This is a genomic window from Pseudomonas sp. NY15356, assembly GCF_048068175.1.
GTDB lineage: Bacteria > Pseudomonadota > Gammaproteobacteria > Pseudomonadales > Pseudomonadaceae > Aquipseudomonas > Aquipseudomonas putida_K.
The window spans coordinates 394353-421262 of record NZ_JBLUPW010000001.1 but is presented as its reverse complement, the minus strand read 5'-3'; the positions used below and the strand labels follow the sequence as shown (position 1 = coordinate 421262).

Genomic DNA, 26910 nt, shown 5'->3' with positions numbered 1-26910 from the left:
CCTTACAGCCCTTCGAGCATCGCCTTGTTGCGCACCGCACCCTTGTCGGCGCTGGTGGCCAGCAGGGCATACGCCTTCAGCGCGGTGGTCACCTTGCGTGGGCGGGCTTCGGCCGGCTTCCAGCCTTTCTTGTCCTGCTCGATGCGCCGGTGGGCCAGTTCCTCGTCGCTGACCAACAGGTTGATCGAGCGGTTGGGAATGTCGATGAGGATCTTGTCACCATCACGCACCAGGCCGATGGCACCCCCTGCAGCGGCTTCCGGCGAGGCGTGGCCGATCGACAGGCCCGAGGTGCCGCCGGAGAAGCGGCCATCGGTGAGCAGGGCGCAGGCCTTGCCCAGGCCCTTGGACTTCAGGTACGAGGTCGGGTAGAGCATTTCCTGCATGCCAGGGCCGCCCTTCGGGCCTTCGTAGCGGATGATGACCACGTCGCCTGCCTTCACTTCGTCGGCGAGGATGCCGCGCACGGCGCTGTCCTGGCTCTCGAAGATCTTGGCCGTGCCTTCGAACACCAGGATCGACTCGTCGACACCGGCCGTCTTCACCACGCAACCGTCCATCGCGATATTGCCGTACAGCACCGCCAGGCCACCTTCCTGGGAGTAGGCGTGCTCGACGCTGCGGATGCAGCCTTCGGTGCGGTCGGTGTCCAGGGTCGGCCAGCGGGTCGACTGGCTGAAGGCAACCTGGGTCGGGATGCCGGCCGGGCCTGCCTTGAAGAATTCATGCACGGCCGGATCGTTGGTCTGGGTGATGTCCCACTTGGCGATGGCTTCTTCCATGCTCGGGCTGTGCACGGTCGGCAGGTCGGTGTGCAGCAGGCCGCCACGGGCCAGCTCGCCGAGGATGCTGATGATGCCGCCGGCGCGGTGCACGTCTTCCATGTGGTACTTCTGGATGTTCGGCGCCACCTTGCACAATTGCGGCACCTTGCGCGACAGGCGATCGATGTCACGCAGGTCGAAGTCCACCTCGGCCTCCTGGGCCGCAGCCAGCAGGTGCAGGATGGTGTTGGTCGAACCGCCCATGGCGATGTCCAGCGTCATGGCGTTCTCGAAGGCCTTGAAGCTGGCGATGTTGCGCGGCAGGACCGAGGTGTCGTTGTCGCCGTAGTAGCGCTTGCACAGCTCGACGATGGTGCGCCCGGCGGTCAGGAACAGCTGTTCACGATCGGCATGGGTGGCCAGGGTCGAGCCGTTGCCCGGCAGGGCCAGGCCCAGGGCCTCGGTCAGGCAGTTCATGGAGTTGGCGGTGAACATGCCGGAGCAGGAACCGCAGGTCGGGCAGGCGCTGCGCTCGTACTCGGCGACTTTTTCGTCGGATGCCGAGGAGTCGGCGGCGATGACCATGGCGTCGACCAGGTCCAGGCCATGGCTGGCCAGCTTGGTCTTGCCGGCTTCCATCGGGCCGCCGGAAACGAAGATCACCGGGATGTTCAGGCGCAGGGCGGCCATCAGCATGCCGGGAGTGATCTTGTCGCAGTTGGAGATGCACACGATGGCGTCGGCGCAGTGGGCGTTGACCATGTACTCCACGGCGTCGGCGATGATCTCGCGGCTCGGCAGCGAGTACAGCATGCCGTCATGGCCCATGGCGATGCCATCGTCGACGGCGATGGTGTTGAACTCCTTGGCCACGCCACCGGCGCGTTCGATCTCGCGGGCCACCAGCTGGCCCAGGTCCTTCAGGTGCACGTGCCCTGGGACGAACTGGGTGAACGAGTTGGCGATGGCGATGATCGGTTTCTTGAAGTCTTCGTCCTTCATCCCGGTGGCGCGCCACAATGCACGGGCGCCGGCCATGTTGCGGCCCTGGGTGGAAGTCTTGGAACGATAATCAGGCATGAAGCACTCCTGGCGGCTGAATCAGGTCACGAATAGGGGAGTGAGCTTCTCTTTTCCTTGACGCCGAGGCCGGTTGCCGCTGGCACGGATGGGGTCGAAGACCGCGCGGGATCGCCGCAGGCTCGACCAGAGCTCATAAACCCGCCGGGGATGACTGGCGATGAATGGGTCGATTCTACACCGCTGGCGCCCGGAGGGAATGGGCATATGGATGGTCGGCGGCCTCTGCCTCGGGGATCGCGACGTAGGCAGTGGATCGCTGAGTGGAAAGGGGGCCGCGTTGCGGCCCTTTCGCGGCGCAAGGCCGCTCCTACAGGGTTTGGCGTATGCAGGAGCTGCCATCAGCTATTGGGCAGCAACCGGCAGGTGATGCTCTTGATGTAGCGGGTCTCGGCGATGGCCGGGTGTACCGGATGGTCCGGGCCCTGGCCGCCGCGCTCGAGCAGTTGCAGGTTGCGGTCCAGGTGGCGGGCGCTGGTCAGCAGGATGTTGTGCAGGTCGTCCTCGGGCAGGTGCATCGAGCACGAGGCGCTGACCAGGATGCCGTCCTTGGTCAGCATGCGCATGGCCTGTTCATTGAGGCGGCGGTAGGCGGCCTCGCCGTTCTTAAGGTCTTTCTTGCGTTTGATGAAGGCGGGTGGGTCGGCGATGATCACGTCGAAGCGCTCCTCGGCCGCCTTAAGTTCACGCAGGGCCTCGAACACGTCGCCTTCGATGCAGGTCAGCTTCTCGGCGATGCCGTTGAGCGCTGCGTTGCGCTCCACGCCATCGAGGGCGAAGCCCGAGGCATCCACGCAGAACACTTCGCTGGCACCGAACGCGCCGGCCTGCACGCCCCAGCCGCCGATGTAGCTGAACAGGTCCAGCACGCGCTTGCCTTTCACGTACGGCGCCAGGCGCGCGCGGTTCATGCGGTGGTCGTAGAACCAGCCGGTCTTCTGGCCGTCACGCACCGGCGCTTCGAACTTCACACCGTTCTCCACCAGCGGTACCCAGTCCGGTACTTCGCCGTAGACCGTCTCGACGTAGCGTTCCAGGCCTTCGGCATCGCGGGCCGCGGAGTCGTTCTTGAACAGGATGCCGCTGGGCTTGAGCACCTGTACCAGGGCAGCGATCACGTCGTCCTTGTGGGCTTCCATGGTGGCCGAGGCCAGCTGCACCACCAGGATGTCATGGAAGCGATCGACCACCAGGCCAGGCAGCAGGTCCGAGTCGCCGTAGACCAGGCGGTAGCAGGGCTGGTCGAACAGGCGCTCGCGCAGGGACAGGGCGACGTTCAGGCGGTGCACCAGCAGCGACTTGTCCAGCGGCAGCTTGGCGTCGCGCGACAGCAGGCGGGCGCAGATCAGGTTGTTGGGGCTTACCGCCACCACGCCCAGCGGCTTGCCGGTGGCCGTCTCGAGGACGGCCTGCTGGCCGGCGCGCAGGCCTTGCAGCGGGGTCGCGGCAACGTCGACTTCATTGCTGTAGACCCACAGGTGGCCGGCGCGCAGGCGGCGGTCGGCATTGGCTTTGAGGCGAAGGCTGGGCAGGGACATGACGTCGCTCCGGGAAAAAAGAGCGGGATTATAGCGCGTTGGTGGAGGCGCAGGCGTTGGCCCTGTCGGGATTTCAATGCTCTTGAAGGCCCAATCGCCGGCAAGCCGGCTCCTACCGGAACGGGTGCACGGCCCTTGCCGTGGGAGCCGGCTTGCCGGCGATTGGGGGCTCAGGCTGCCAGGGCCTTGACCAGCTGTTCGCTGAACGCCGGGATATCATCGGGCTTGCGGCTGGTGATCAGGTTGCCGTCGACCACCACCTCCTCGTCCACCCAGTTGCCGCCGGCGTTGCGGATATCATCCTGCAAGGTCTTGTAGCTGGTCAGTCGGCGCCCCTGGGCCAGGCCACACGACACCAGCAACCAGGCGCCATGGCAGATCACTGCCAGCGGCTTGTTGGCCGAGTCATGGCTCTTCACCAGTTTCTGCGCCGCCGGAATGATCCGGATGGTATCGGAGTTCTGTACTCCGCCCGGCAGTACCAAAGCATCGTAGAGGTCGAGACTGGCCGCTTCGAAAGTGGCGTCCACGGCGAATTCGTCCGCGGGTTTGTCATGGTTCCAGCCGCGTACGCTGCCTTCCTTGGCGCTCAGGATGTCGACCACCGCGCCATTGCGTTCCAATGCCTCGCGAGGGCCGGTGAGCTCTACCTGCTCGAAACCGTCGGTCACCAGGAAAGCCACGCGCTTGCCGTTGAGTGTTGCGCTCATGGGAGTGTTCTCCTTTTCGGGATGGGCCTGTGAAAGGAGGCCCGCAAGGCGTGGGGAAAGTTCCGGCGCAACGCGCCAGTGGGTGCCCCGTCGGGCGGACGAGGGTAGAATTCACCGTCCTTACCGAGTGTGCGTCCCATGTCCCAGGAACTCAGCCCCGAACAGATCCAGCAAGCCCTGCAAGGGATCAGCATTCCACCGCAGCCGCAGATCATGGTCGACCTGCAGTTCGAGCAGTACATGCCCGACCCTGACCTGGAAACCATCGCCCGGCTGATCGCCCAGGACCCAGGCCTGTCCGGTGCCTTGCTCAAGCTGGTGAACTCGCCGCACTTCGGCCTGGCCAACAAGATCGGCTCGATCCAGCGTGCAGTGAACCTGCTGGGCAGCCGCTCGATCATCAACCTGATCAATGCCCAGTCGATCAAGGGCGAGATGAGCGACGAAACCATCGTCACCCTCAACCGCTTCTGGGACACCGCCCAGGACGTGGCCATGACCTGCCTGACCCTGGCCAAGCGTACCGGCATCCAGGCGGTGGACGAAGCCTACACCCTGGGCCTGTTCCACGATTGCGGCGTGCCATTGATGCTCAAGCGCTTCCCCGACTACATGGAGGTGCTGGAGGCGTCCTACGCCAATGCCGGTATGGACACGCGAGTGGTGGACACGGAAAACCGCACCTTCAACACCAACCATGCGGTGGTGGGCTACTTCACCGCCAAGTCCTGGCGCCTGCCGGAGCACATCAGCTCGGCGATCGCCAACCATCACAACGCCTTGGCGATCTTCCGCGACGAATCTTCGCGCAACACCCAGCTCAAGAACCTGCTGGCGGTGCTGAAGATGGCCGAGCATATCTGTGCATCCCACCGGGTGCTGGGCAACCAGGCCCAGGACCACGAGTGGGACGTGGTCGGCCCGCTGGTGCTCGACTACATCGGGCTGTCGGAGTACGACTTCGAACACCTCAAGCAAACCATTCGCGAATTGGGCGGGCACTGACACCATGCCGGAACTACCTGAAGTCGAGACCACCCGGCGCGGCATCGCGCCGTACCTGGAAGGCCAGCGGGTCAGCCGCGTGCTGGTACGCGACCGGCGCCTGCGCTGGCCGATCCCCGAAGACCTGGACATCCGCCTGTCCGGGCAACGCATCGTCACCGTGCAGCGGCGGGCCAAATACCTGTTGATCAATGCCGAGGTGGGCACCTTGATCAGCCACCTGGGCATGTCGGGCAACCTGCGCCTGGTGGAGCAGGGCCTGCCCGTGGGCAAGCACGAGCATGTGGATATCGAACTGGAATCGGGGCTGGCGCTGCGCTACACCGACCCGCGCCGTTTCGGTGCCATGCTGTGGAGCCTGGACCCGCTCAACCACGAGCTGCTGCTGCGCCTGGGGCCGGAGCCATTGACCGACCTGTTCGATGGCGAGCGCTTGTTCCAGTTGTCCCGCGGGCGGTCCATGGCGGTCAAGCCGTTCATCATGGACAACGCCGTGGTGGTGGGCGTGGGCAACATCTACGCCACCGAGGCGCTGTTCGCGGCTGGCATCGACCCACGACGCGAGGCCGGGGGGATTTCCCGGGCGCGCTACCTGAAGCTGGCGATCGAGATCAAGCGGGTGCTGGCCGCGGCGATCGAGCAGGGCGGGACCACGCTGCGCGACTTCATCGGCGGCGATGGGCAGCCGGGGTACTTCCAGCAGGAGCTGTTTGTGTACGGGCGAGGCGGGCAGCCGTGCAAGGTGTGCGGCACGCCGTTGCGCGAGGTGAAGCTGGGGCAACGGGCAAGCGTCTATTGCCCGCGCTGCCAGCGCTGAGGCGTTTCGCTGTACCCCTGTAGGAGCGGTCTTGTGCCGCGATCAAGGGCGAAGCCCTTGCCATACACATGTGCCGGCCCCATCGCGGGACAAGCCCGCTCCTACAAGAGTATAGGTCAAGCCTTGCCGGTGATGCGCTTGTACTTTTCCATCAGCTCGTCATGGGTCTCCGGGTGGGCTTCATCCAGAGGAATGCAGTCGACCGGGCAGACCTGCTGACACTGCGGCTCGTCGTAGTGGCCTACGCATTGGGTGCACAGGTTGGGGTCGATCACGTAGATCTCTTCGCCTTGGGAGATGGCCGCGTTCGGGCACTCGGGTTCGCAGACGTCGCAGTTGATGCAATCGTCGGTGATGATCAGGGACATGGGGGCTCCGGCCGGGGCTCTTGGCCCGGGCATGTATCAAACCAGTGGGCACAATTGTGCCGCATTCGCGCCCGCAGTGCACGCGGGCGCGATGATCAGGCAGTGGCGGTCACTTCTTGAAGCGTTCGGTCAGCGCGTCAGCCACCACTGGGTGGACGAACTTGCTGATGTCGCCGCCCAGCGCGGCGATTTCCCGGACCAGCGTCGAGGAAATGAACGAGTAGCGCTCCGAAGGCGTCAAGAACAGGCTCTCGACGTCCGGCGCCAACTGGCGGTTCATGTTGGCCAGCTGGAACTCGTACTCGAAGTCCGACACCGCGCGCAGGCCGCGCAGGAACACATTGGCACCTTGTTCCTTGGCGAAGTGCGCCAGCAGGCTGGAAAAACCGATGACTTCGACATTGGGCAGGTGCTTGGTGACCTCACGGGCCAGTTCCACGCGTTGTTCCAAGGGGAACAGCGGGTTCTTCTTCGGGCTGGCCGCCACCGCGATGATCACATGGTCGAACAGACGCGAGGCGCGCTCGACCAGGTCGCCATGGCCTTTGGTAATGGGGTCGAAAGTACCCGGGTACAACACTCGGTTCATCGCGTCATCCTGGCTGGGAGTGCGTTGGGGAGTCGGATGGTAGCGCAGCGACTGCGCCCGGCCAAGTCGCGCGGCCGATTGGGGGCACTATAGACAGCCAGCCCGTGGCTTGTCATGCGCCCTGTGCCAGGCATTGGGCGTAGTGCGGGAGCAAACCCCACACAAACCATCGGTACATCCTTTGGCCGATACGCCGTAAGATGAAGCATCGCAGAACATGGAGCTGAGCATGGCCCCGCGCATGAAGACCCGAGAGCGCATCGTGCAGAACAGCCTGGAGCTGTTCAACCAGCAGGGCGAACGCAGCGTCAGCACCAACCACATTGCCGCGCATATGGAAATTTCGCCCGGCAACCTGTACTACCACTTCCCCAACAAGCAGGCGATCATCGCCGTGCTGTTCAGCCAGTACGAAGAGCTGGTGGACAGCTTCCTGCGCCCGCCTCAGGGGCGGGCCGCCACGGTCGAGGACAAGCGTTTCTACCTCAAGGCCCTGCTGGCCGCGATGTGGAACTACCGTTTCCTGCACCGCGACCTCGAGCATCTGCTCGAGAGCGACCCTGAGCTGGCGGCCCGCTACCGGCGCTTCTCCCAGCGTTGCCTGCAGCAGGCCCAGGCCATCTACCGGGGGTTCGTCGATGCCGGCATCCTGGCGATGGACGCGGCGCAGATCGAATCGTTGACCATCAACGCCTGGATCGTCCTGACATCCTGGGTGCGTTTTCTCAGCACCACCCGCGAGCATTCCGCCCACCTGGGCGAAGAAGCCTTCAAGCGCGGTGTCTACCAGGTGCTGTTGCTGGAGCTGGGCTTCGTCACGCCCAGTGCCCGCACCGCCGTGGATGCACTCTGCGAGGAGTTCCACGTTCCCTTCAACCAGGCCCTGGAGCAATGAACCAGGGTTTTCGTGCCATCGATCAGGAGATTGTCATGCCCCTTGCGCAATTGATCACCCCACTGCAGTTGGCCGAGCGCCTGGAAGCGCCGGGGCTGGTGGTCCTCGATTGTCGTTTTGCCCTGGAGGATGTGGATTACGGCCAGCGCAGCTATGCCCAGGGGCATATCGCCGGCGCGCACTTCGCTGACCTGGAGCGTGACCTGAGCGGGCCGGTGGTCAAAGGCCATACCGGTCGTCATCCGTTGCCTGACCCGCAGCGGCTGCAGGAGCGGCTGCGCGACTGGGGCGTGGACAACGACAGCCAGGTGGTGCTGTACGACGACGGCCCGGGTGCATTCGCCGCCCGTGCCTGGTGGCTGCTGGCCTGGCTGGGCAAGCGCGATGGTGTGTTCATTCTCGATGGTGGCTTGAAGGCGTGGCATGCATCACGCCTGCCGTTGAGCCTCGACCCACCGGCCCGGCGCGGAGGGAACTTCACCGGCAAGCCGGACATGAAGCTGGTGATCGACGCCGAACACCTGGCCAAGCGCCTGGGCGCGCCGGAGCTGACCCTGATCGATGCCCGCGGCTTGCCGCGTTTTCGCGGCGAGGTCGAGCCGATCGACCCTGTGGCCGGGCATATTCCCGGCGCCCAGTGCGCGGCGTTCACCGACAACCTGGGGCCGGATGGGCGTTTCCTGCCTGCGGACCAACTCAAGCAGCGCTTTGCCGAAAAGCTCGCAGGCCGGGCACCGGAACAGGTGGTGGCCTACTGCGGGTCCGGTGTGACCGCGTGCCACAACCTGTTCGCCCTGGCGTTGGCGGGGTATCCGCTGGGGCGGCTGTATGCAGGCTCGTGGAGTGAATGGATCAACGACCCGTCGCGTGGCGTGGCCAGGGGGGACTGAGCTGGCCCCGATCGCCGGCAAGCCGGCTCCCACAGGGATTTCGCAAGTCTTGAAAGCGGCGCAATCTCGGTGGGAGCCGGCTTGCCGGCGATCGGGGCCCTGGCGTTCAAGTCCCCTCGGCCAGCCATTGCGGGATCCTGCGCTCAAGGTAATACCCTGGGTTACGCAGGCTCCCCTCGACAAATCCCACATGCCCGCCACGTGCATGCAGCTCGAAATGAGTCTGCGGCGCCAATTCGTCCCTGCCGGGCAGGCTGTGCCTGAACACGAACGGATCATCGCTGGAATGGATGATCAAGGTCGGCGTTCGGTTTCCTCCCAGGTAATAGCGGCTTGACGCACGTCGGTAATAATCATGGGCGTCGCGAAAACCATTGAGCGGTGCCGTGATCTTGCCGTCGAAGTCCCAGAAGGTGCGTAGGTTGCGCAACGACCCCAGCCTTTCCAGTTCGGCCAGGCCCTCGAGGTGGCCGTTGTCGCGAAAATGCTGTTGCTTGCGCTGTACGTACGCCCGCATTTCGCGCATGAAATGTGCCTGGTAGACCTTGGAAAACCCCAGGCCGATGCGATCGGCGCACTGGTCCAGGCGAAACGGCACCGACACGGCAACCGCCGCTTCCAGTTGGCTGGCCGAGCCACTTTCGCCCAGGTACTTGAGCAATACATTGCCCCCCAGCGAATAGCCCACCGCATACAGCGGCGCCAGGGGCCGTTGGGCGCGCAGGTGGCGAACGGCTTCAGCCAGGTCTTCGCTCGCGCCGGAGTGGTAGCTGCGTGCCAACAGGTTCGGTTCACCGGAGCAACCACGCCAGTTCACCGCGACGCTGGCCCAGCCGCGCGCCTGCAACGCCTGTTGCAAGCCTTTCACATAGGGCGAGTGGGACGAGCCGGTCAGGCCGTGCAACACCAGGACCACAGGCGTATCGGCCTGGTGCGGGCCGTGCCAGTCGAGGTCGAGGAAGTCGCCATCGGCCAGCCACAGGCGTTCGCGGGTACGCGGCAGGTCGGCGAGCTTACGCCACAGCGGCCCCCACAACGTTTGCAGGTGCGGGTTGGAGAGGCCGGCGGCGGGAACGAAACGGGCTGGGGCAGGGCTTGGCATGCTGGGCGACTCGTGTTGTGCCTGCCTAGCTTGCCATGAAGCGTTGCCTATTGGTGGGTCGGTTCGCCAATGGTCGCGGTTGTGGGCAGCGGTTGCTGCTCGACGGAGGGCCCAAGGCTGGCGAAACAGGCGTGCTGCATGTTCAGCCCGCGGGCAGCCTGGCGGATGTCCTCCGAGGTCAGCGTCGCGAGTTTGTCCAAGAGCGTCGCCAGGTGATCGGCGGGCAGGTTCTGGTTGCCAAGGTTCACCAGGCCTATGGCGAGGGCTGCGCTGTTGGCCATGGCGCGTAGCAGCTTGCCTGCGGTCTGGTTCAGGGCGAACTCGCATTCGCCCAGTGAGGGGCCATGCTGGATGAAGCAGTTGACCAGGTCCGATACCAACGCCTGGGAAGCATCCCGGTATTGCGGTTGGACCTCCCACATGATGTGCCAGAGGCAACCTGCATCCATGGGCACCAGGTTGGAGCTGACGGTATAGGTGAGGGCTCGGCGGGTGCGCAGTTCCGCCGTCAGGCGCGACTCGAAACTGCCGCCGAGCATTTCATCTGCCATCAACAAGGCTGGGTAGTCCGTGTCCGTGGGGTAGGTGTGCAGTGGGAGTGTAAGCAGGACCGTGGTGCTGGCCCCGGATCGCTCGATATGCAATGGCTGGGCCTTGGCCAGGGGCAGTGGAGCGGGCGTGATTGACATCCACTGGCGTGGCAATGCCTGGGTCAGGGATGCGACGAGGGTTTCGGCTTCTTCAAGCGACAGGTCGCCGACCAATCCGATTTCGAGGTTCTGAGCTGAATAGGCCTTGCGATGGAAAGCGACCACTTGTCCCGGCGTTATACCGGCAAGGCCCTCGGGTGTGCCGGCAGGCGAGGTTGCGTAGGGATGCCCGCTGAACAGACGGCGCGCGGTCTCCTCGAACAACAGGGTCCGTGCGCTGCGGGTGTTGCTTCGATGGTAATTGACCAGGCGTTCGCGGATCTTCCCGATGTCGGCGTCACGAAAGGCCGGCTTGGCGACCATCGCAGTGGCCAGCTGCATCGCACCGTCACGCAGCGCAGGCGTACTCAGGCCTCGCAGGCTGACGATGGCGTAGTCCTGGCTGATTTTTCTATCCAGGGTCGCGCCCAGCCCCTCCAATCGGTCGGCGAACCGGGCCGCGTCGAGGTCCCCTGTGCCTTGGTCGAGTGTGTAGAGTGCGAGTGCCGCCAGCCCAGGGGTGTCGCCATCAGCGGCACTGCCCGCCTTGAAGCGCAGCACCAGGTCGAAGACAGGCCAGTCGTGGATGGGTACGAGATGCACCTGGGCGCCTTCCTTCGTATGCCAGCGATGGATTTCAGGCGACAGGGGTTGGAAATGCCTGAGATCGACCCCCTGGAGCGAGGTCAGGTTTTCCAGCAACGTGCCGAGGCTGTAGTCCACCGGGGACACGCAGGTGTCATGTGCCGTGGAGTAAAAGGACGTATCGGTCATGCTGGCGCTCCTTGCAGGAGGTAGGTGGTTGTCAGGCGTTCCCGGGACAAGTAATCGGTCGCGACTTGTTGCAAGGTCGTGCTGGACAGGTTCTGAAGGAAGCTCGGCAGCTCTGCCAAGGCGGTCGGGTCCAACCCAGCCGCGGCAGCACGTCCGATCCGCGTTGCCTTTTCCTCGAGCTTGGAGCGTTCATGGAGTTCACGGGCAAGCAAGCGGAGTTTCTGGCCTTGGAGCACGTGCTCCGGCAAGGGTGTGCTTCGCAGTCCATCGATCAATTGCCAGATCTCTATAGCCGCTTGCTGGGGCGTGATGGCGCTGTTGGGGGCCATGAATGCCATGAGGGTGAACAGCGAGTCTCCCTGCAGCTGGTGGTCATAGTTGACAGAGACGCCCCTGAGGAGCAGTCGATCTCGGACCAGGTGGCTGTAGAGCAGCGCACTGAAGCCATCGCCTAGAATCGCTGCGAGCAGGCGCAGGGCTGGCATCGTCTCCACCGACGGCGCAGTGGCGTGGCTCGGGACGTTGAACGACATGAACAGGGCATTTGGGAGTGTTGGTTCGACGAGCTGTTGGTCGCGTTCCTTGAGCTCGCCTGAGTGCCGAAGCGAGGGTTTGTCACGCAATGGCGCGGGCGGCAACGCCGCGAAGTAGGTTTCGACCTGCTGGCGAAGCTGCTGCAGGTTGGCCGCACCGACGACCACGAGGCTCGCATTGTTGGGGTGGTACCAGGTGCGGTACCAGGTATGGACCGTCGCCAGGTCCATGTCCGCCAAGTCGATCGCATGGCCGAAGCTGGGCTCGGCATAGGGTGTGTCGCCGTAGGCGAGTTTCTGGTGCTGTTCATATGCTCGTTGGAGCGACGAGCCACCTACCTTGAGGCGACGCTCGCTTTCGACGGCCCGGACTTCCAGCTCGAACACTGTCCGGTCGAAGTTTGCAGTGTTCATGGCGTCTGCCATCAGTTCCAGTGCCACCGGCAGCCGGGCGGCGGGCAAGGTGATTTCAAAAACGGTGGAATCACTGTGGGTGGTCGCGTTGGCTACACCGCCCAGGCGAGCGATCAGGCGCGAATAGAGCCCTGCCGGTAACTTGCTGCTGCCTCTGAATATGAGGTGTTCGAGCAGGTGGGACAGGTTCGAGCGCCCAGGCGGTTCATGGCTCGCGCCGATGTGATACCAGATCTGGACCGCCACCAATGGTGCACTGTGGTTTTCGCACAGGTAGACCGAAAGGCCGTTGTCCAGGGTGAAATGCTGGATGGCAGGCATCCTGGCAGATGCGAGCACGCCCAGGCTGGCGGAGATCGCCTCGGCGTCGGGGCATTGCAAGGGAGAAGGCATCGCTGAAGTGCTCTTGTGGGTATAGGCCGGAGCAGCTTCAGCGAAAGGTGGAGGCCGCCTGCGTTACATAGTTAGGCAGGCGGTGGCGTCAGCCTCGTTGCCAGAGGGCGTAATGCACCTGCCCGGTCTTTTTCTCCCTGTGCAGGCGCCAATTGCCGGGCATCTGCAGGGAGGAGGGCGCGGCTTCGCTCTCGGTGTAGATCCAGGCCTGTTCACGTAGCCATTGGTTTTGCTCGAGCAGGTTGCAGGCGTTGGTCAATAGGTCCTGATGGAACGGAGGGTCGAGGAACACCAGGTCGAACTCCTGCTTCGCCGGGTTCTGCAGATAGCGCAGGGCATCGGTCTGCAGAATCTGGCCGCGTGGGCAGCGCAGGATCTCGAGGTTGTTCTTCAGGTTGGCGATGGCCGCCGGGTTGCTGTCCAGGGCCACGGCATCCTCAGCCCCGCGGGACAGGGCCTCGAGCACCAGGGCACCGCTGCCGGTGAAGGCGTCGAGTACCTGGGCACCCTCGATATAGGGCGCCAGCCAGTTGAACAGGGTTTCGCGCACGCGGTCCGGCGTCGGGCGCAGGCCTTCGCCGTCCGGCACGGCCAGGCGACGGCTGCGCCACTCGCCGGCAATGATACGCAGGTGGCCTTGCCCCTTGCTGTGGGCCGGGCCCGGGCGGGCGGTGTGGGTTGGCTTGGCCATTAGTGCTCCGGTACGCCAAGCGGCTGCTCGGCGGGTTTGTCAGTGGGCGGTGGCAGCGGTTTCTGCGCCACGGTCGGGCCGACGGTGACGATCACCAGCTTGTCCACGGCCAGGTGCTTGTTCAGTGCCGCCTTGACCTGTTCGACGGTCAGGGCTTGGGACTGCTGCATGAAGTCCTCCAGCCAGGTCAGCGGCAGGTTGTAGAAGCCGATGGCACCCAGCTGGCCGACGATGCTCGAATTGCTGGCGTTGGACAACGGGAAGCTGCCGGCCAGCTCGCGCTTGGCATCGTCCAGCTCTTGCTGGGTAGGGCCCTGCTCGAGATAGTCGGCGAGGATGTCCTGGACCAGCTTGAGGGTCGCTTCGCTGAGTTCGGCGCGGGTCTGCAGGTTGATCATGAACGGGCCGCGTACCTGCATCGGGCTGAAGGCCGAATAGACGCCGTAGGTCAGGCCGCGTTTCTCGCGTACTTCGCTCATCAGGCGAGTGCCGAAGGCACCGCCGCCGAGGATCTGGTTACCCAGGGACAGGGCTGCCCAGTCCGGGTCCTGGCGGTCGATGCCCATCTCGGCGAGCATCAGGTGGGTCTGCTTGCTCGGGAAGTCGATGTGGGTCAGGCCCGCCTTGGGCTCGGCAGGCTCAGCGGGCTTGGGCAGCGCCGGGCCCTTGGGCAGGGCGGCGGACACCTGGGCGGCGATGGCTTCGGCTTCGGCGCGGCTGAGATCGCCGACCAGGGCGATCACCGCGTTGCCGGCTGTGTAGGCCTTGGCATGGAAGGCGCGCAGCTGATCCAGGGTGATGCCGGGGACGCTCTGGGCGGTGCCATCGCTCGGGTGGGCATAGGGGTGATCGCCGTAGAGCTTGGCGAACAAGGCCTTGCCGGCGATCTTGCCCGGGTTCTGCTTTTCGTACTCGAAACCGGCCAACAGTTGGTTCTTGATGCGCTTGAGGGCATCCTCCGGGAAGGTCGGCTTGCCCACCACGTCGGCGAACAGCTTCAGGGCCGGCTCGCGCTTGTCCGGGGTGCTGAGGCTGCGCAGCGTGGCCACGGCCATGTCACGGTAGGAGCCGTTGCCGAAATCAGCCCCCAGGCTTTCGAAACCCTGGGCGATGGCGGTGACGTCCTTGCCGGCCACGCCTTCGTTGAGCATGGCGTTGGTCAGTGTCGCCAGGCCCGGCACGTCGCCGTCCTGGCTGCTGCCGGCGGCGAAGGTCAGGCGCAGGTCGAACATCGGCAGCTCACGTGCCTCGACGAACAGCACACGGGCACCTTCGGCTGTGTTCCAGTTCTGGATGTTCAGCGTGCGCCGGGTAGGCGCCTTGCCGTCCAGCTCGGCCAAGGACTGCAGGGTATTGGCCGGGCGGGCCGCCGGGGCCTTGCCTTCGGCGCTGCTGCCCGACTGGGCCGGGCGGGCCAGGACGAGGGCCAGGGCCACCACCACGGCGATGATGCCGAGGCCAAGCAGGGTATAGCGGGGGGCGCTGCGATCACTCATGAGCGGACTCCTCGGGCAGTACATGGGCAACGCTCAGGCGTTCGCGGGTGAAGTAGGTGCGTGCGGCGTCCTGGATGTCCTGCGGGGTCACGCGTTTGAGCTCGTCCAGTTCGCTGTCGATCAGCTTCCAGGACAGGCCCACGGTTTCCAGCTGGCCGATGGTGGTAGCCTGGCTGCTGATGGAATCGCGGTCGTAGACCAGGCCGGCGATCACCTGGGCGCGCACGCGCTCGAGTTCCTCGGCGGTAGGCGGCGTGGTCTTGAGTTCGTCGAGCAGTTGCCAGATGCCTTTTTCCACGTCGGCGAGGGACTTCTGCTTCTGCACGTTCGGCGTGGCCGAGATCATGAACAGGCTGTCACCCCGGGTGAAGGCGTTGTAGCCTGACGAGGCACCGGCCACCAGCTCCTGGCCGCGCTCCAGGCGCGCCGGCATGCGCGCGCTGTAGCCGCCGTCGAGCAGGGCAGAGATCAGGCGTAGGGCATGGACGGTGCGCGGGTCCTTGGCGGTGGCCAGGCCCGGCACGTTGAAGCCGTAGATCAGGCTCGGCAGTTGGGTGCGTACATGCAGGGTCAGCTGGCGCAGGCCGGGCTCGGCCAGCTCCAGGGGCAGCTTGGCCGGAGGTACCGCGCGCTTGGGGATGGCACCGAAGTATTTCTGCGCCAGGCCCTTGACCTCCTCGGGCGTGACATCGCCGACCACCACCAGGGTGGCATTGTTCGGCGCGTACCAGGACTCGTACCAATGACGCAGCTCCTCGACCTTCATGCGCTCCAGGTCGGCCATCCAGCCGATGGTCGGCGTGTGGTAGCCACTGGCCGGGTAGGCCATGGCGCGGAACAGTTCGAAGGCCTTGGCGTTGGGCTGGTCGTCGGTGCGCAGGCGGCGTTCTTCCTTGATGACCTCGATCTCGCGGCTGAACTCGTCGGCCGGCAGGCGCAGGCTGGCCAGGCGGTCGGCCTCCAGCTCCAGGGCCACCGGCAGGCGGTCGCGGGCGAGCACCTGGTAGTAGGCGGTGTAGTCGTCGCTGGTGAAGGCGTTTTCCTCGGCGCCGAGGTCGCGCAGGATGCGCGAGGCCTCGCCCGGGCCGATCTTGGCGCTGCCCTTGAACATCATGTGCTCGAGGGCGTGGGACAGGCCGGTCTGGCCCGGCGTCTCGTAGCTGGAGCCGACCTTGTACCAGATCTGCGAGACCACCACCGGCGCGCGGTGGTCCTCGCGCACGACCACCTTCAGGCCGTTGTCGAGGATGAACTCATGGGTGGGTTGCAGATCGGCGGCCAGGGCCGCGAACGGCAGGCAGAGCGTGCTGAGCAACAGGCCAGCGGCGCGGCGGGCTAGAGCATTCATACGTTGGATAACCTGTACGGCGGCCCGCTTGGCTTAGCGTCGGCGGGCCAGGAGGTGCTAGGATACTGATCCGGTTGCCTGGCGACCATGCCTGTCGCCGTTCTGGCCTGCGGGCTTGGCGACAAAATATTGCGCATGAACCAGCCGGATTCAAAATAGTCTGTTCTGCGTTTAGAGAATTCCCGATGCGCCACTGGTGGCCCATCGCTACCCTGAGATAGCCGTCTTCCATGTTTGGTTCCAACGACGACAAAAAAGCGCCGGCCGAGGCTGGCGAGAAGAAAGGCCTGTTCAGCTGGTTTCGCAAGAAGCCGCAGCAACCTGTCGCCGAACAGCCACAAACCCCTGAACCGCAGGCCGTAGAACCGGCTGCGCCGCAGGCCCCCGTCGAGCAGCCCGAGGTTGCTCCGGTCGAGCCCGTGGCCCCGGTCGTGCAAGCGCCAGTTCCCGAGCCTGTCGCCTCCGAGCCCCTGCAGGCGCCACGGCCGGAGCCGGTCGCGTCCGTGCCGGTGCAGGCGCCTGCACCGGAGCCTGTGGCGTCCATGCCGCTGCAAGCCGTGCAACCGGTCGTGGAACCGGTGCCCGAGCCCACTGCACCGGTCAGCAACCTGGTGCTGCCGGTAGCCGAAGAGCCGGTGGCCCTGGTGCCGGACCTCGAACAGAAAGCGCCGCCGGCCATTCCCGAGCGCCCTGTCGCCGAGCCTGAGCCCGAGCCTGCCGCTCCGGCACCTGTCGCCACCGAGCAAGCCAAGGTCGGCTTCTTCGCCCGCCTCAAGCAGGGCCTGTCCAAGACCAGCGCCAGCATCGGCGAGGGCATGGCCAGCCTGTTCCTGGGCAAGAAAGCCATCGATGACGACCTGCTCGACGAAATCGAGACCCGCCTGCTGACCGCCGACGTGGGCGTCGAGGCCACCTCGGTGATCGTGCAGAACCTGACCCAGAAGGTCGCCCGCAAGCAGCTGGCCGACGCCGATGCGCTGTACAAGTCGCTGCAGGAAGAACTGGCCGCGCTGCTGCGCCCGGTCGAACAGCCGCTGAAGATCCAGTCGCAGACCAAGCCCTACGTGATCCTCGTGGTCGGCGTGAACGGTGCCGGCAAGACCACCACCATCGGCAAGCTGGCCAAGAAGCTGCAGTTGGAGGGCAAGAAAGTCATGCTGGCCGCCGGCGATACCTTCCGCGCCGCGGCGGTGGAGCAGCTGCAGGTGTGGGGCGAGCGCAACCAGATCCCGGTCATCGCCCAGCACACCGGTGCCGACTCGGCCTCGGTGATCTTCGATGCCGTGCAGGCCGCCAAGGCGCGCGGCGTGGATGTGCTGATCGCCGATACCGCCGGTCGCCTGCACACCAAGGACAACCTGATGGAAGAGCTGAAGAAGGTGCGCCGGGTCATCGGCAAGCTCGATGCCGAGGCACCCCATGAGGTCCTGCTGGTACTGGACGCCGGTACCGGGCAGAACGCCATCAGCCAGGCCAAGTACTTCAACCAGAGCGTCGAGCTGACCGGCCTGGCCCTGACCAAGCTGGACGGTACCGCAAAAGGCGGGGTGATCTTCGCCCTGGCCAAGCAGTTCAACCTGCCGATCCGCTTCATCGGCGTCGGCGAAGGTATCGACGACCTGCGCACCTTCGAAGCCGAGCCTTTCGTCAAAGCCTTGTTTGCCGAGCGGGAGCATCCATGATCCGATTCGAACAGGTTGCCAAGCGCTATCCCAACGGCCATGTCGGCCTGCACGAGCTGAGCTTCCGGGCGCGCCGGGGCGAGTTCCTGTTCGTCACCGGCCACTCGGGCGCGGGCAAGAGCACCTTGCTGCGCCTGTTGCTGGCCATGGAACGCCCCACCAGCGGCAAGCTGATGCTGGCCGGCCAGGATCTGGGGCAGATCAGCAACGCACAGATTCCTTTCCTGCGTCGGCAGATCGGCGTGGTCTTCCAGAACCACCAACTGCTGTTCGACCGCACGGTGTTCAACAACATCGCGTTGCCGCTGCAGATTCTCGGGCTGTCCAAGCCCGAGATCGCCAAACGCGTGGATTCGGCGCTGGAGCGAGTGTCCCTGAGCGATAAGGGCGAGCTGTTCCCGGCGGACCTCTCCACCGGGCAGCAACAGCGGGTGGGCATCGCCCGCGCCATCGTCCACCAGCCGGCCTTGCTGCTGGCCGACGAACCCACCGGTAACCTCGACCCGCGCCTGGCCGCCGAGATCATGGGCGTGTTCGAGGACATCAACCGCCTGGGCACCACGGTATTGATCGCCAGCCACGACCTGGCGCTGATCGCGCGCATGCGTCACCGCATGCTGACCTTGCAGCGCGGTCGCTTGATCGGCGATGGGGAGGCCGGGCAATGAACACGACACGTACGCCGAAGGTCTCCGAGCGCGTCGCGCCGAAAGCCGCCGACCCGCAGCCGAACAAGCAGCGCGGCGGCCACGACGACGATGGCCCGGACTTCCGCACCTTGCTGCACGCCTGGCTGGAAAGCCACCGGGCCAGTCTGGCCGACAGCCTGCGTCGCCTGGGCAAGCAGCCGATCGGTAGTTTCTTCACCTGCCTGGTGATGGCCGTGGCGCTGAGCATGCCCATGGGCCTGTCATTGCTGCTCAAGAATGTCGAGAAGCTGGGCGGTTCCTGGCAGCGTGCCGCGCAGATTTCCCTGTACCTGCAGCTCGATGCGGGTAGCAAGGAAGGCGAGGCGCTACGGGACGAAATCAAGGCCATGCCTGGCGTGGCCGATGCCCAGTACGTCAGCCGCGAGCAGGCCTTGGAGGAGTTCCAGCAGCAGTCGGGCCTTGGCGAGGCGCTGCGCGAATTACCGGACAACCCACTGCCCGGCGTGGTAGTGGTGACCCCGACCGAGGTCGACAAGCCGGCCCTGGAGGCCCTGCGTCAGCGCCTGGCGGAACTGCCGAAGGTCGAGGCGGCACAGCTGGACCTGGTCTGGGTGGAACGCCTGGCGGCGATCCTCAAGCTGGGCGATCGCTTCGTGTTCGGCCTGGCTGTGATGCTCGTTTCGGCTCTGTTGTTAGTAATCGGTAACACAATTCGTCTACATATCGAGAACCGCCGCATCGAGATCGAAGTGATCAAGCTGGTGGGGGGGACCGACAGCTATGTCCGTCGACCCTTCCTCTACATGGGCGCGCTCTACGGCCTGGGCGCCGGTGTGCTGGCCTGGGGGATCCTGGCCTTCTCGCTGGACTGGCTCAACGATGCGGTCGTGGACCTTTCCGGGTTGTATGGCAGTGATTTCGCCCTGGCAGGTGTACCAGGGTCGGATGGACTTTCGCTCTTGATCGGTGCTGTACTGTTGGGGTATATCGGTGCGTGGATCGCGGTCGCTCGTCACCTGAACGAGCTGGCACCACGATAATGTTTTTACGCCAGCATTGACTTTCTTATCATTCTGGGAACTTGTTTCGCGGTTTCCGGTCAATGTTGGCAGTGCCCAAAAGGCACGAGTTCGTGAGTCGGAGGTACTTAATGACCACTTCGTTGCAACCTGCCTATGCCCTGGTTCCCGGTGCAAACCTGGAAGCCTACGTGCACACGGTCAACAGCATCCCGTTGCTGACGGTCGAGCAGGAGCGTGAACTGGCCGAGCGTCTCTACTATGAGCAGGATCTCGAGGCCGCTCGGCAAATGGTGATGGCCCACCTGCGTTTCGTCGTACATATCGCCCGTAGCTATGCAGGCTATGGGCTGGCCCAGGCCGACCTTATCCAGGAAGGCAACGTTGGCCTGATGAAAGCTGTAAAGCGTTTCAATCCGGAAATGGGCGTGCGCCTGGTGTCCTTTGCGGTGCACTGGATCAAGGCCGAGATCCATGAGTTCATCCTGCGCAACTGGCGTATCGTCAAGGTGGCGACCACCAAGGCCCAGCGCAAGCTGTTCTTCAACCTGCGCAGCCAGAAGAAGCGCCTGGCCTGGCTGAACAATGATGAAGTCCATCGCGTGGCCGAGAGCCTGGGGGTGGAGCCGCGTGAAGTGCGCGAGATGGAAAGCCGCCTGAGCGGCCAGGACATGGCCTTCGACCCGGCCGCCGAGGCCGACGATGACAGCGCCTTCCAGTCGCCTGCGCATTACCTGGAAGACCACCGCTACGACCCGGCCGTACAGCTGGAGGATGCCGACTGGAGCGACAACTCCACCAGCAACCTGCACGATGCCCTGCAGGGCCTGGACGAGCGCAGCCGGGACATTCTCTACCAGCGCTGGCTGGCCGAGGAAAAGGCTACCTTGCATGAGCTGGCGGACAAGTACAGCGTATCGGCGGAGCGTATCCGTCAGTTGGAAAAGAACGCGATGAACAAGGTCAAGGCGTTGATCACGGTCTGATCACCCTTGGCTGGATGCAGAAAGCCGCTGCTCTCGGAAGAGGCAGCGGCTTTTTTGTCGGGGGTGCGCAGCGTTCAGGGGCGAAGCTGCATCAGGTAGCTGGGCCCGCCCAACTGGCTCATCTGCCGGCGGATCCAGCCGGCGCGGTTGGCCACATAGGCACTGGGTCGGCTGGCGCTCCACTTCAACGGGCTGGGCAGCACGGCCGCCAGTTGCGCGGCCTGTTGGCGCGAAAGGCGGCTGGCATCCACACCGAAGTGGTAGCGGGCAGCCGCCTGGGCGCCGAATACTCCTTTGCCCCATTCGGCGCTGTTCAGGTAGACCTCCAAGATCCGCTGCTTGGGCCAGAACAGCTCGATCAGCGCCGTGAACCAGGCCTCCAGCCCCTTGCGCAGCCAGCTTCGGCCGGACCACAGGAACAGGTTCTTGGCCACCTGCTGGGTCAGGGTGCTGGCCCCGCGGATCTTGCCGCCGCGCTCGTTGTAGGCCAGCGCAGCCTGGATGGCCGGCAGGTCGAAGCCCCAATGGTTGGCGAACTTCTGGTCCTCACCGGCGATGACCGCCACCTTGAGTTCATCGGAGATCCGCTCCCAGGGCGTCCAGTCCCGCTGCAGGTCGATCGGCTCGCCGCTGGCCCATGACTGCACCTTGCGCTCGACCATCAATGCCGTGCCCGGCGGCGGTACCCAGCGCAGGGCCAGCACCACGACGATGCTGCCGGCGGCGAACCAGAGCAGGGCGCGGACGAGGCGGCGGATTAGGGATGACAACATGGTGATGGCTTGGCCGGACCGGTGGAACGGGCCATTATACAGACCCGTTTCCAGGAGTCGTCCCATGCTTCGCAGCTTCCTGATGCTCGCCGCCTTCTTCGGCTTCACCGGCGTGGGCCTCGGCGCCTTTGCCGCCCATGGCCTGAAGAGCCGCCTGAGCGCCGATTACCTGGCGATCTTCCAGACCGGCGTGACCTATCAACTGGTGCATGCCCTGGCCCTGCTTGGTGTCGCGCTGCTCTCGGTGCACCTGCCCGGGCGCCTGGTCGGTTGGGCCGGTGGGCTGTTCGCCATGGGGATCGTGCTGTTCTCCGGCAGCCTGTATGTGCTGACCCTAAGCGGCCTGGGCAAGCTTGGTATCATCACACCCATCGGTGGCCTGTGTTTCCTGGCCGGCTGGTTGTGCCTGGGGCTGGCCGCCTGGCGCCTGAGCTGACCAAGTGGTCCACAATCGCGACTAATGGCGTCGGCCACCCTTGGGTTGGAATGCGGATCGGGGCTAGAATGCGGACCCCCAAAGCACAATGGTGGCCGTGCGCATGCGCATTCAACTGAACGGTGAACCTTACGAATTGCCCGATGGCGAGAGCGTCGCGTCCCTGCTGGGCCGGCTGGAGCTCGCCGGCCGCCGGGTGGCGGTGGAACTGAACCTGGATATCGTCCCGCGCAGCCAGCACGAAAGCACGCAGCTGAGCGAAGGCGACCAGGTCGAAGTGGTCCATGCCATCGGTGGCGGCTGAGTCCCGTCTGGCGATTCACCTGCAAGCCCCGCAACCTTTTCCAGAGGATCCACGATGAGCAACGTTCGCAGCGACAAGCCCTTCACCCTGGCCGGGCGCACTTTCCAGTCGCGCCTGCTGGTCGGCACCGGCAAGTACCGTGACATGGAAGAAACCCGCCTGGCCATCGAAGCCTCGGGTGCCGAGATCGTCACCGTTGCCGTGCGCCGCACCAATATCGGCCAGAACCCGGGTGAGCCGAACCTGCTCGATGTGCTGCCGCCGGACCGCTACACCATCCTGCCGAACACTGCCGGTTGCTACGACGCCGTCGAAGCGGTGCGCACCTGCCGTCTGGCCCGTGAGCTGCTCGACGGCCACAACCTGGTCAAGCTGGAAGTGCTGGCCGACCAGAAGACCCTGTTCCCCAACGTCATCGAGACCCTCAAGGCCGCCGAAGTGCTGGTCAAGGACGGTTTCGACGTGATGGTGTACACCAGCGACGACCCGATCATCGCCCGTCAGCTGGCCGAAGCCGGCTGCATCGCGGTGATGCCGCTGGCGGGCCTGATCGGCACCGGCCTGGGTATCTGCAACCCCTACAACCTGCAGATCATCCTGGAAGAATCCAAGGTGCCGGTGCTGGTCGATGCCGGCGTAGGTACCGCTTCCGACGCCACCATCGCCATGGAGATGGGTTGCGAGGCAGTGCTGATGAATTCGGCCATTGCCCATGCCCAGCAGCCGGTGCTGATGGCTGAGGCCATGAAGCACGCCATCGTCGCTGGTCGCATGGCCTACCTGGCCGGGCGCATGCCGAAGAAACTCTATGCCAGCGCCTCGTCGCCGCTGGAAGGTCTGATCAAGTAAGAGCCCCTGATGACTGAATCGCAAGACACGCCGATCACCACCGACGGCGAAGCCCGCCCGCACCGCCGCATCAAGAGTTTCGTGATGCGCGCCGGGCGTATGACCGAAGGCCAGCAACGCGGCCTGGAGCAGGGCGGCCCCCTGTTCATCCTGCCCCTGGCCGACAGCCCGGTGGACTACGACCAGGTGTTCGGCCGTTCGGCGCCGCGCACCCTGGAGATCGGCTTCGGCATGGGCCATTCCCTGCTGGAGATGGCCGCGGCCGCGCCTGAGTTGGATTTCATCGGTGTCGAAGTGCACCGTCCGGGTGTCGGTGCACTGCTCAATGGCGTATTGACCCAGGGCCTGAAGAACCTGCGGGTGTACGATTGCGACGCCATCGAGGTGCTCAACCGCTGCGTGGCCGACAACAGCCTCGACCGTTTGATGCTGTTCTTCCCCGACCCATGGCACAAGGCTCGCCATCACAAGCGCCGCATCGTCCAGCCGGAGTTCGCTGAGCTGGTGCGTCGCAAGCTCAAGGTAGGCGGCGTGTTCCATATGGCCACCGACTGGGAGCCGTACGCTGAGCACATGCTGGAGGTGATGAATGTCGCGCCGGGTTACCGTAACCAGTCGCCTGATGGCACCTATGTCCCACGCCCGACAGAGCGCCCGATCACCAAGTTCGAGCGCCGTGGCGAGCGCCTTGGCCATGGTGTTTGGGACCTGAAGTTCGAAAAGGTCGAGTGATCGGTTTTCAATAAACCGCCCTCAGGACGATAACGCCACTCAGTCAAGCCTTATCGGCTGCACTTGGGGCTGCTTTGCAGCCCATCGCACGCTGTCGCCAGCTCCCACCGGGATTGCGCCGCTCTGAAGACTTGCGAAATCACTGTGGGAGCCGGCTTGCCGGCGATGGGCGTCAGCGGATCAGCCGCGGCGGTCTGCCACCACGCCGATCAGGATCAGCACCACCAGCAGCACCGGCGCCAGGGCGTAGTTGTTGAACTGGGCCAGCCCCTTCACTACCCAGGGCGTTGCGTAGATCAACGCGGCGCCGCTGCCGATCATCACCAGCAGCGCCATGAAGGGCACGCGCAGGGCGCCGGCCAGGCCACCCAGGCGTCCTTCCACCCAGCCTTTGATGTCGGTGCCGAACAGCACCAGCAAGCAGCCTACCAAGGCCAGGGAGATTTCAGACAGGTTGCTGCGGCTCCAACGAGAAACGGTCGCGAGCAGATCGAGTACCAGATCCATGGGTCATCCTTAGGTCAAGAAGTACTGCAACAGGTCATTGAGGAACAACTGGCCCCGGGGCGTAGCCACCAGCCGATCCGGTTCGACCTGCAAAAGGCCCTTTCGTTCTGCCTCGCGCCTGGCTTCTGCCAACTGCGAAAGCGCAAGCCCGGTGCGTTGGCTGAACAGCTCGGCTTCCACCCCTTGGGTCAGGCGCAGGGCATTCATCAGGAATTCGAAGGGTAGTTCGTCCACCGGTAGCCGTTTTTCCCCGGCCTTGAATGGCTTGGCCAGGTTCAGGTAGTCCTTGGGCAGGCGGGTCTTCCAGGTGCGCAGGATGCGCCCATCGGCGAAGGTCAGTTTGCCGTGGGCGCCGGCACCGATACCGATGAAGTCGCCAAAGCGCCAGTAATTGAGGTTGTGCCTGGCGGCGCGGCCCGCCTGGGCATAGGCCGAAACTTCGTACTGCTGGAAGCCGTTCGCGGCCATCAAGGCCTGCCCGGCTTCCTGGATGTCCCACAGGATGTCGTCTTCGGGCAACTCTGGTGGCTGGTTCCAGAATACGGTGTTCGGCTCGACGGTCAGTTGGTACCAGGACAAATGGGTCGGCCCCAGGTCGATGGCTTGGCGCAGATCTGCCAGGGCATCCTCCAGCGACTGGTCGGGCAGGCCGTGCATCAGGTCCATGTTGAAATTGTCGAAGCCGGCTGCCCTTGCCATGCCGGCAGCGCGGACCGCCTCGTCGCCGTTGTGGATGCGCCCCAGGGCCTGGAGCTTGGCTGGCTGGAAGCTCTGCACGCCGATGGACAGGCGGTTGATGCCCGTTTGCCGGTAGGCCTTGAACTTCTCCTGCTCGAAGGTCCCGGGGTTGGCCTCCAAGGTGATCTCGATGTCCGTGGCGAACGGGATGCGCTGCTCCACGCCGCGCAGCAACCGCCCCAAGGCATTGGCGCTGAACAGGCTCGGCGTGCCGCCGCCGAAGAAGATCGAACTGAGCACGCGGTCCTGCACGGCGCCCATCTCTTGGTCCAGGTCGGTCAGCAGGGCATCGACGTACGCCTCTTCCGGCAGCTCAGGGCCGGCGGCATGGGAATTGAAGTCGCAATAGGGGCATTTGCGCACGCACCACGGAATGTGGATATACAGGGCCAAGGGTGGCAGCGTGGCGAAACCCGCCGCACCAGGATGGCGCGGCTGGGTGGACAGCGTTTCGGTCATTTCAGGCCCAGACGTTGACGCAGCAGGGCCATGGCGCGGGCGCGGTGGCTGAGCTGGTTCTTTTCCAGGGGGCTGAGGTCGGCGCTGGAGCACTTGCGCTCCGGCACCCAGAACAGCGGGTCGTAGCCGAAGCCGTGCTCGCCGCTGGCTTCGAACAGGATGCTGCCGTGCCACAGGCCTTCGCAGAGGATGGGCAATGGGTCCTCGGCATGACGCACCAGGGCCAGGACACAGACGAATTGCGCGCCGCGCTCCTCGACCGGAACGTCCTTCAAGGCTTCGAGCAGCTTGGCGTTGTTCGCCGCATCGCCTTTGCCATCGGCGTAGCGCGCCGAGTAGATGCCCGGAGCGCCGCCGAGGCAGTCCACCGCAAGGCCCGAGTCGTCCGCCAGGGCGGGCAGGCCGGAGATGCGTGCGGCATTGCGGGCCTTGAGGATGGCGTTCTCGACGAACGACAGGCCGGTCTCCTCAGGCTCCACCTGGCTGAATTCGCCGATCGAGCGCAGGTGCACGGACTCGCCGAGCATGGCCTGCAGTTCCTTGAGTTTGCCGGCGTTGTGGCTGGCCAATACGAGTTGCTGGAAATTCATCATTCGCCTGGGAACACTTCCTGGTTGAAGCTGAGTTTATGGCTGACACCGCCGGTTTCGACGTTGACGTCGAAGGTCAGGGTTTCCGGCTGTTCGATCTTGAACTGGGCGATGTAGTACACCGCGCCCTGGTCGCTGATCTGCTTGAACGACAGCGGGCTGCTACGCCCGGTCAGGTCCTTCACCGTGCCGCTGACCACCGCCATGCCTGGCTTGCCGGCCTTGAGCACGGCAATGTTGAGCACGCCCTGGTTCTTGCTGCGGGTCAGGCCCGTGGCGGCGGCCACGTCCGGCTGCAGCATGCTCGAGGTGAAGGCGCTGTAATGCACCGTGACGTCGCCGAAGACTTCCTTGCGCTCCGGCCTGGCGGGGTCTGCGGCCAGTACCGGCAGGGCCAGGCACAGGCTGATCAGGAATAGGGCTAGGCGACGCATGGTGCAATCCTCCAATGGGTTGGACGCGAGGTTCAGACCGCGACCTGATGTTCTGGCAGGCCGCGGCTACTGACGCGATAAATGCCGATCTCCCCTAGAAGATTAGGCCATAGCCGGCCCGCCCACCCATTACGGTGCAGATGATCGACCGCCAGACGGTCGATGACCTTGGCGTTGCGCTCGTGGCACAGCTCTTCGAAGTCGGCGAAGGTGCAGAAGTGGATGTTCGGAGTGTTGTACCAGGTGTAGGGCATGAAGTCCGAGACCGGCATGCGACCTTTGGTCGCCAGATACCATCGGCAACGCCAGTGGCCGAAGTTGGGGAAGGTGATGATGCATTGGCGCCCCACACGCAGCATCTCGTCGAGGATGCGGTCCGGGTACTCCACGGCTTGCAGGGCCTGGGTCATGACCACCACGTCGAAGCTGTTGCTGGCGAAGTTGCCCAAGCCCTTGTCCAGGTCCTGCTCGATGACGTTGACGCCCTTGGCCACGCAAGCGGCGATATTGTCGGCGTCGATCTCCAGGCCATAGCCGGTGACCTGCTTGCGCTCGCGCAACGAGGCCAGCAGCTCGCCGCTGCCGCAGCCCAGGTCGAGTACCCGGCTGCCGGCGGGGATCCAGTCGTGGATGATTTCCAGGTCGGCTCTCATGC

Annotated in this window: 29 protein-coding genes; 12 read left to right on the top strand and 17 right to left on the bottom strand. The window is 64.7% G+C overall.

From position 1 onward, the window contains the following. Positions 1-2 precede the first annotated feature (2 nt). The 3 genes from ilvD to ACNFCI_RS01910 form a co-directional block, all read right to left on the bottom strand. Positions 3-1844: a dihydroxy-acid dehydratase gene (ilvD, locus tag ACNFCI_RS01920; protein ID WP_084853773.1), complete on the bottom strand. Its 1842-nt coding sequence runs from the start codon at positions 1842-1844 to the stop codon at positions 3-5. Between the two features lie 341 nt (positions 1845-2185). After that, the gene (locus ACNFCI_RS01915) at positions 2186-3382 is read right to left on the bottom strand and encodes a class I SAM-dependent rRNA methyltransferase (protein WP_084853774.1); all 1197 of its coding nucleotides are present in this window, start codon (positions 3380-3382) and stop codon (positions 2186-2188) included. Between the two features lie 170 nt (positions 3383-3552). After that, positions 3553-4092, bottom strand: a complete 540-nt coding sequence (locus ACNFCI_RS01910; protein WP_324818858.1) for a type 1 glutamine amidotransferase domain-containing protein — start codon at positions 4090-4092, stop codon at positions 3553-3555. Between the two features lie 192 nt (positions 4093-4284). Between ACNFCI_RS01910 and ACNFCI_RS01905 the strand changes: the two genes are divergently transcribed. Together ACNFCI_RS01905 and mutM are read left to right on the top strand one after the other, a co-directional pair. Further along, the gene (locus tag ACNFCI_RS01905) at positions 4285-5097 is read left to right on the top strand and encodes an HDOD domain-containing protein (protein WP_224459386.1); all 813 of its coding nucleotides are present in this window, start codon (positions 4285-4287) and stop codon (positions 5095-5097) included. Positions 5098-5101: 4 nt separating this feature from the next. Continuing rightward, positions 5102-5914: a bifunctional DNA-formamidopyrimidine glycosylase/DNA-(apurinic or apyrimidinic site) lyase gene (gene mutM, locus ACNFCI_RS01900; protein WP_324818855.1), complete on the top strand. Its 813-nt coding sequence runs from the start codon at positions 5102-5104 to the stop codon at positions 5912-5914. 116 nt (positions 5915-6030) lie between these two features. On the opposite strand, the gene ACNFCI_RS01895 is transcribed toward mutM, so the two are convergent. Together ACNFCI_RS01895 and coaD are read right to left on the bottom strand one after the other, a co-directional pair. Continuing rightward, on the bottom strand, positions 6031-6282 hold the full coding sequence (locus ACNFCI_RS01895; protein ID WP_043208655.1) for a YfhL family 4Fe-4S dicluster ferredoxin: 252 nt from the start codon (positions 6280-6282) through the stop codon (positions 6031-6033). Positions 6283-6391: 109 nt separating this feature from the next. Continuing rightward, a complete protein-coding gene (gene coaD / locus ACNFCI_RS01890) occupies positions 6392-6871 on the bottom strand; it encodes a pantetheine-phosphate adenylyltransferase (protein WP_003249065.1) in 480 nt (159 codons plus the stop codon). Positions 6872-7100: 229 nt separating this feature from the next. Between coaD and ACNFCI_RS01885 the strand changes: the two genes are divergently transcribed. Beyond that, positions 7101-7766: a TetR/AcrR family transcriptional regulator gene (locus ACNFCI_RS01885; RefSeq protein WP_416767318.1), complete on the top strand. Its 666-nt coding sequence runs from the start codon at positions 7101-7103 to the stop codon at positions 7764-7766. A gap of 35 nt (positions 7767-7801) precedes the next feature. Then, positions 7802-8656, top strand: coding sequence for a sulfurtransferase (locus ACNFCI_RS01880; protein WP_416767316.1), 855 nt, complete (start codon positions 7802-7804; stop codon positions 8654-8656). A gap of 106 nt (positions 8657-8762) precedes the next feature. Here the strand turns inward: ACNFCI_RS01880 and ACNFCI_RS01875 are convergent, their stop codons facing one another. From ACNFCI_RS01875 to ACNFCI_RS01850, 6 genes are all read right to left on the bottom strand, one after another. Then, positions 8763-9758, bottom strand: a complete 996-nt coding sequence (locus tag ACNFCI_RS01875) for a hydrolase (protein WP_416767315.1) — start codon at positions 9756-9758, stop codon at positions 8763-8765. A 47-nt stretch (positions 9759-9805) separates the two neighbouring features. Beyond that, complete coding sequence (locus tag ACNFCI_RS01870; RefSeq protein ID WP_416767313.1) at positions 9806-11221, bottom strand: M16 family metallopeptidase; 1416 nt, start codon at positions 11219-11221, stop codon at positions 9806-9808. Beyond that, positions 11218-12561, bottom strand: a complete 1344-nt coding sequence (locus ACNFCI_RS01865) for a M16 family metallopeptidase (protein ID WP_368828808.1) — start codon at positions 12559-12561, stop codon at positions 11218-11220. The genes ACNFCI_RS01870 and ACNFCI_RS01865 overlap by 4 nt, the downstream gene beginning before the upstream one ends. 88 nt (positions 12562-12649) lie before the next feature. Beyond that, entirely contained in the window at positions 12650-13252 is a 603-nt protein-coding gene (rsmD, locus tag ACNFCI_RS01860; RefSeq protein ID WP_324813646.1) for a 16S rRNA (guanine(966)-N(2))-methyltransferase RsmD, read from the bottom strand. Beyond that, positions 13252-14748, bottom strand: coding sequence for a M16 family metallopeptidase (locus tag ACNFCI_RS01855; RefSeq protein ID WP_416767312.1), 1497 nt, complete (start codon positions 14746-14748; stop codon positions 13252-13254). Before ACNFCI_RS01855 ends, rsmD begins: the two co-directional genes overlap by 1 nt. Further along, complete coding sequence (locus ACNFCI_RS01850) at positions 14741-16096, bottom strand: M16 family metallopeptidase (protein WP_416767310.1); 1356 nt, start codon at positions 16094-16096, stop codon at positions 14741-14743. Before ACNFCI_RS01850 ends, ACNFCI_RS01855 begins: the two co-directional genes overlap by 8 nt. Before the next feature lie 230 nt (positions 16097-16326). Here ACNFCI_RS01850 and ftsY point away from each other — a divergent pair, with 230 nt between their 5' ends. The 4 genes from ftsY to rpoH all read left to right on the top strand — a co-directional run bounded on the left by ftsY (position 16327) and on the right by rpoH (position 20433). Continuing rightward, positions 16327-17778 carry a signal recognition particle-docking protein FtsY gene (gene ftsY, locus ACNFCI_RS01845; protein ID WP_324813653.1) on the top strand — a complete coding sequence of 484 codons (1452 nt, stop codon included), beginning with the start codon at positions 16327-16329 and terminating at the stop codon, positions 17776-17778. Next, positions 17775-18446: a cell division ATP-binding protein FtsE gene (ftsE, locus tag ACNFCI_RS01840; protein WP_084853794.1), complete on the top strand. Its 672-nt coding sequence runs from the start codon at positions 17775-17777 to the stop codon at positions 18444-18446. Before ftsY ends, ftsE begins: the two co-directional genes overlap by 4 nt. Then, the gene (gene ftsX, locus ACNFCI_RS01835) at positions 18443-19468 is read left to right on the top strand and encodes a permease-like cell division protein FtsX (RefSeq protein ID WP_084853796.1); all 1026 of its coding nucleotides are present in this window, start codon (positions 18443-18445) and stop codon (positions 19466-19468) included. The genes ftsE and ftsX overlap by 4 nt, the downstream gene beginning before the upstream one ends. A gap of 110 nt (positions 19469-19578) precedes the next feature. Further along, positions 19579-20433: an RNA polymerase sigma factor RpoH gene (rpoH, locus tag ACNFCI_RS01830; RefSeq protein WP_084853798.1), complete on the top strand. Its 855-nt coding sequence runs from the start codon at positions 19579-19581 to the stop codon at positions 20431-20433. 74 nt (positions 20434-20507) lie between these two features. On the opposite strand, the gene mtgA is transcribed toward rpoH, so the two are convergent. Next, positions 20508-21206 (bottom strand): monofunctional biosynthetic peptidoglycan transglycosylase, encoded by a 699-nt coding sequence (gene mtgA / locus ACNFCI_RS01825; protein WP_416767307.1) that lies wholly within the window; start codon positions 21204-21206, stop codon positions 20508-20510. A gap of 64 nt (positions 21207-21270) precedes the next feature. On the opposite strand from mtgA, the gene ACNFCI_RS01820 reads away from it, so the two are divergent. The 4 genes from ACNFCI_RS01820 (at position 21271) to trmB (ending at position 23527) form a co-directional block, all read left to right on the top strand. Then, entirely contained in the window at positions 21271-21642 is a 372-nt protein-coding gene (locus ACNFCI_RS01820; RefSeq protein WP_416767305.1) for a DUF423 domain-containing protein, read from the top strand. Between the two features lie 103 nt (positions 21643-21745). Next, positions 21746-21946, top strand: a complete 201-nt coding sequence (thiS, locus tag ACNFCI_RS01815) for a sulfur carrier protein ThiS (protein ID WP_084854288.1) — start codon at positions 21746-21748, stop codon at positions 21944-21946. A gap of 54 nt (positions 21947-22000) precedes the next feature. Further along, positions 22001-22795, top strand: a complete 795-nt coding sequence (locus ACNFCI_RS01810; protein ID WP_043208630.1) for a thiazole synthase — start codon at positions 22001-22003, stop codon at positions 22793-22795. Positions 22796-22804: 9 nt separating this feature from the next. Next, positions 22805-23527 carry a tRNA (guanosine(46)-N7)-methyltransferase TrmB gene (gene trmB, locus ACNFCI_RS01805; protein ID WP_084853802.1) on the top strand — a complete coding sequence of 241 codons (723 nt, stop codon included), beginning with the start codon at positions 22805-22807 and terminating at the stop codon, positions 23525-23527. Between the two features lie 180 nt (positions 23528-23707). Here trmB and ACNFCI_RS01800 read toward each other — a convergent pair whose 3' ends face one another. The 5 genes from ACNFCI_RS01800 to metW are packed head-to-tail and all read right to left on the bottom strand — an operon-like array spanning position 23708 to position 26908. Then, a complete protein-coding gene (locus tag ACNFCI_RS01800) occupies positions 23708-24034 on the bottom strand; it encodes a DUF3392 domain-containing protein (protein ID WP_084853804.1) in 327 nt (108 codons plus the stop codon). 9 nt (positions 24035-24043) lie between these two features. Beyond that, positions 24044-25231, bottom strand: coding sequence for a radical SAM family heme chaperone HemW (gene hemW / locus ACNFCI_RS01795; protein ID WP_324813662.1), 1188 nt, complete (start codon positions 25229-25231; stop codon positions 24044-24046). After that, complete coding sequence (gene rdgB / locus ACNFCI_RS01790; RefSeq protein ID WP_084853808.1) at positions 25228-25824, bottom strand: RdgB/HAM1 family non-canonical purine NTP pyrophosphatase; 597 nt, start codon at positions 25822-25824, stop codon at positions 25228-25230. The genes hemW and rdgB overlap by 4 nt, the downstream gene beginning before the upstream one ends. Continuing rightward, positions 25821-26255, bottom strand: a complete 435-nt coding sequence (locus ACNFCI_RS01785) for a DUF4426 domain-containing protein (protein ID WP_084853810.1) — start codon at positions 26253-26255, stop codon at positions 25821-25823. The genes rdgB and ACNFCI_RS01785 overlap by 4 nt, the downstream gene beginning before the upstream one ends. A 32-nt stretch (positions 26256-26287) precedes the next feature. Continuing rightward, positions 26288-26908 (bottom strand): methionine biosynthesis protein MetW, encoded by a 621-nt coding sequence (gene metW, locus ACNFCI_RS01780; protein WP_084853812.1) that lies wholly within the window; start codon positions 26906-26908, stop codon positions 26288-26290. Between the last annotated feature and the right edge of the window lie 2 nt (positions 26909-26910).

Bases quoted from the DNA above. Each gene is read 5' to 3' on its own strand.
- ilvD (WP_084853773.1), bottom strand. From the start codon at position 1,844: ATGCCTGATTATCGTTCCAAGACTTCCACCCAGGGCCGCAACATGGCC.
- ACNFCI_RS01915 (WP_084853774.1), bottom strand. From the start codon at position 3,382: ATGTCCCTGCCCAGCCTTCGCCTCAAAGCCAATGCCGACCGCCGCCTG.
- ACNFCI_RS01910 (WP_324818858.1), bottom strand. From the start codon at position 4,092: ATGAGCGCAACACTCAACGGCAAGCGCGTGGCTTTCCTGGTGACCGAC.
- mutM (WP_324818855.1), top strand. From the start codon at position 5,102: ATGCCGGAACTACCTGAAGTCGAGACCACCCGGCGCGGCATCGCGCCG.
- ACNFCI_RS01895 (WP_043208655.1), bottom strand. From the start codon at position 6,282: ATGTCCCTGATCATCACCGACGATTGCATCAACTGCGACGTCTGCGAA.
- coaD (WP_003249065.1), bottom strand. From the start codon at position 6,871: ATGAACCGAGTGTTGTACCCGGGTACTTTCGACCCCATTACCAAAGGC.
- ACNFCI_RS01885 (WP_416767318.1), top strand. From the start codon at position 7,101: ATGGCCCCGCGCATGAAGACCCGAGAGCGCATCGTGCAGAACAGCCTG.
- ACNFCI_RS01880 (WP_416767316.1), top strand. From the start codon at position 7,802: ATGCCCCTTGCGCAATTGATCACCCCACTGCAGTTGGCCGAGCGCCTG.
- ACNFCI_RS01875 (WP_416767315.1), bottom strand. From the start codon at position 9,758: ATGCCAAGCCCTGCCCCAGCCCGTTTCGTTCCCGCCGCCGGCCTCTCC.
- ACNFCI_RS01870 (WP_416767313.1), bottom strand. From the start codon at position 11,221: ATGACCGATACGTCCTTTTACTCCACGGCACATGACACCTGCGTGTCC.
- ACNFCI_RS01865 (WP_368828808.1), bottom strand. From the start codon at position 12,561: ATGCCTTCTCCCTTGCAATGCCCCGACGCCGAGGCGATCTCCGCCAGC.
- rsmD (WP_324813646.1), bottom strand. From the start codon at position 13,252: ATGGCCAAGCCAACCCACACCGCCCGCCCGGGCCCGGCCCACAGCAAG.
- ACNFCI_RS01855 (WP_416767312.1), bottom strand. From the start codon at position 14,748: ATGAGTGATCGCAGCGCCCCCCGCTATACCCTGCTTGGCCTCGGCATC.
- ACNFCI_RS01850 (WP_416767310.1), bottom strand. From the start codon at position 16,096: ATGAATGCTCTAGCCCGCCGCGCCGCTGGCCTGTTGCTCAGCACGCTC.
- ftsY (WP_324813653.1), top strand. From the start codon at position 16,327: ATGTTTGGTTCCAACGACGACAAAAAAGCGCCGGCCGAGGCTGGCGAG.
- ftsE (WP_084853794.1), top strand. From the start codon at position 17,775: ATGATCCGATTCGAACAGGTTGCCAAGCGCTATCCCAACGGCCATGTC.
- ftsX (WP_084853796.1), top strand. From the start codon at position 18,443: ATGAACACGACACGTACGCCGAAGGTCTCCGAGCGCGTCGCGCCGAAA.
- rpoH (WP_084853798.1), top strand. From the start codon at position 19,579: ATGACCACTTCGTTGCAACCTGCCTATGCCCTGGTTCCCGGTGCAAAC.
- mtgA (WP_416767307.1), bottom strand. From the start codon at position 21,206: ATGTTGTCATCCCTAATCCGCCGCCTCGTCCGCGCCCTGCTCTGGTTC.
- ACNFCI_RS01820 (WP_416767305.1), top strand. From the start codon at position 21,271: ATGCTTCGCAGCTTCCTGATGCTCGCCGCCTTCTTCGGCTTCACCGGC.
- thiS (WP_084854288.1), top strand. From the start codon at position 21,746: ATGCGCATTCAACTGAACGGTGAACCTTACGAATTGCCCGATGGCGAG.
- ACNFCI_RS01810 (WP_043208630.1), top strand. From the start codon at position 22,001: ATGAGCAACGTTCGCAGCGACAAGCCCTTCACCCTGGCCGGGCGCACT.
- trmB (WP_084853802.1), top strand. From the start codon at position 22,805: ATGACTGAATCGCAAGACACGCCGATCACCACCGACGGCGAAGCCCGC.
- ACNFCI_RS01800 (WP_084853804.1), bottom strand. From the start codon at position 24,034: ATGGATCTGGTACTCGATCTGCTCGCGACCGTTTCTCGTTGGAGCCGC.
- hemW (WP_324813662.1), bottom strand. From the start codon at position 25,231: ATGACCGAAACGCTGTCCACCCAGCCGCGCCATCCTGGTGCGGCGGGT.
- rdgB (WP_084853808.1), bottom strand. From the start codon at position 25,824: ATGATGAATTTCCAGCAACTCGTATTGGCCAGCCACAACGCCGGCAAA.
- ACNFCI_RS01785 (WP_084853810.1), bottom strand. From the start codon at position 26,255: ATGCGTCGCCTAGCCCTATTCCTGATCAGCCTGTGCCTGGCCCTGCCG.
- metW (WP_084853812.1), bottom strand. From the start codon at position 26,908: ATGAGAGCCGACCTGGAAATCATCCACGACTGGATCCCCGCCGGCAGC.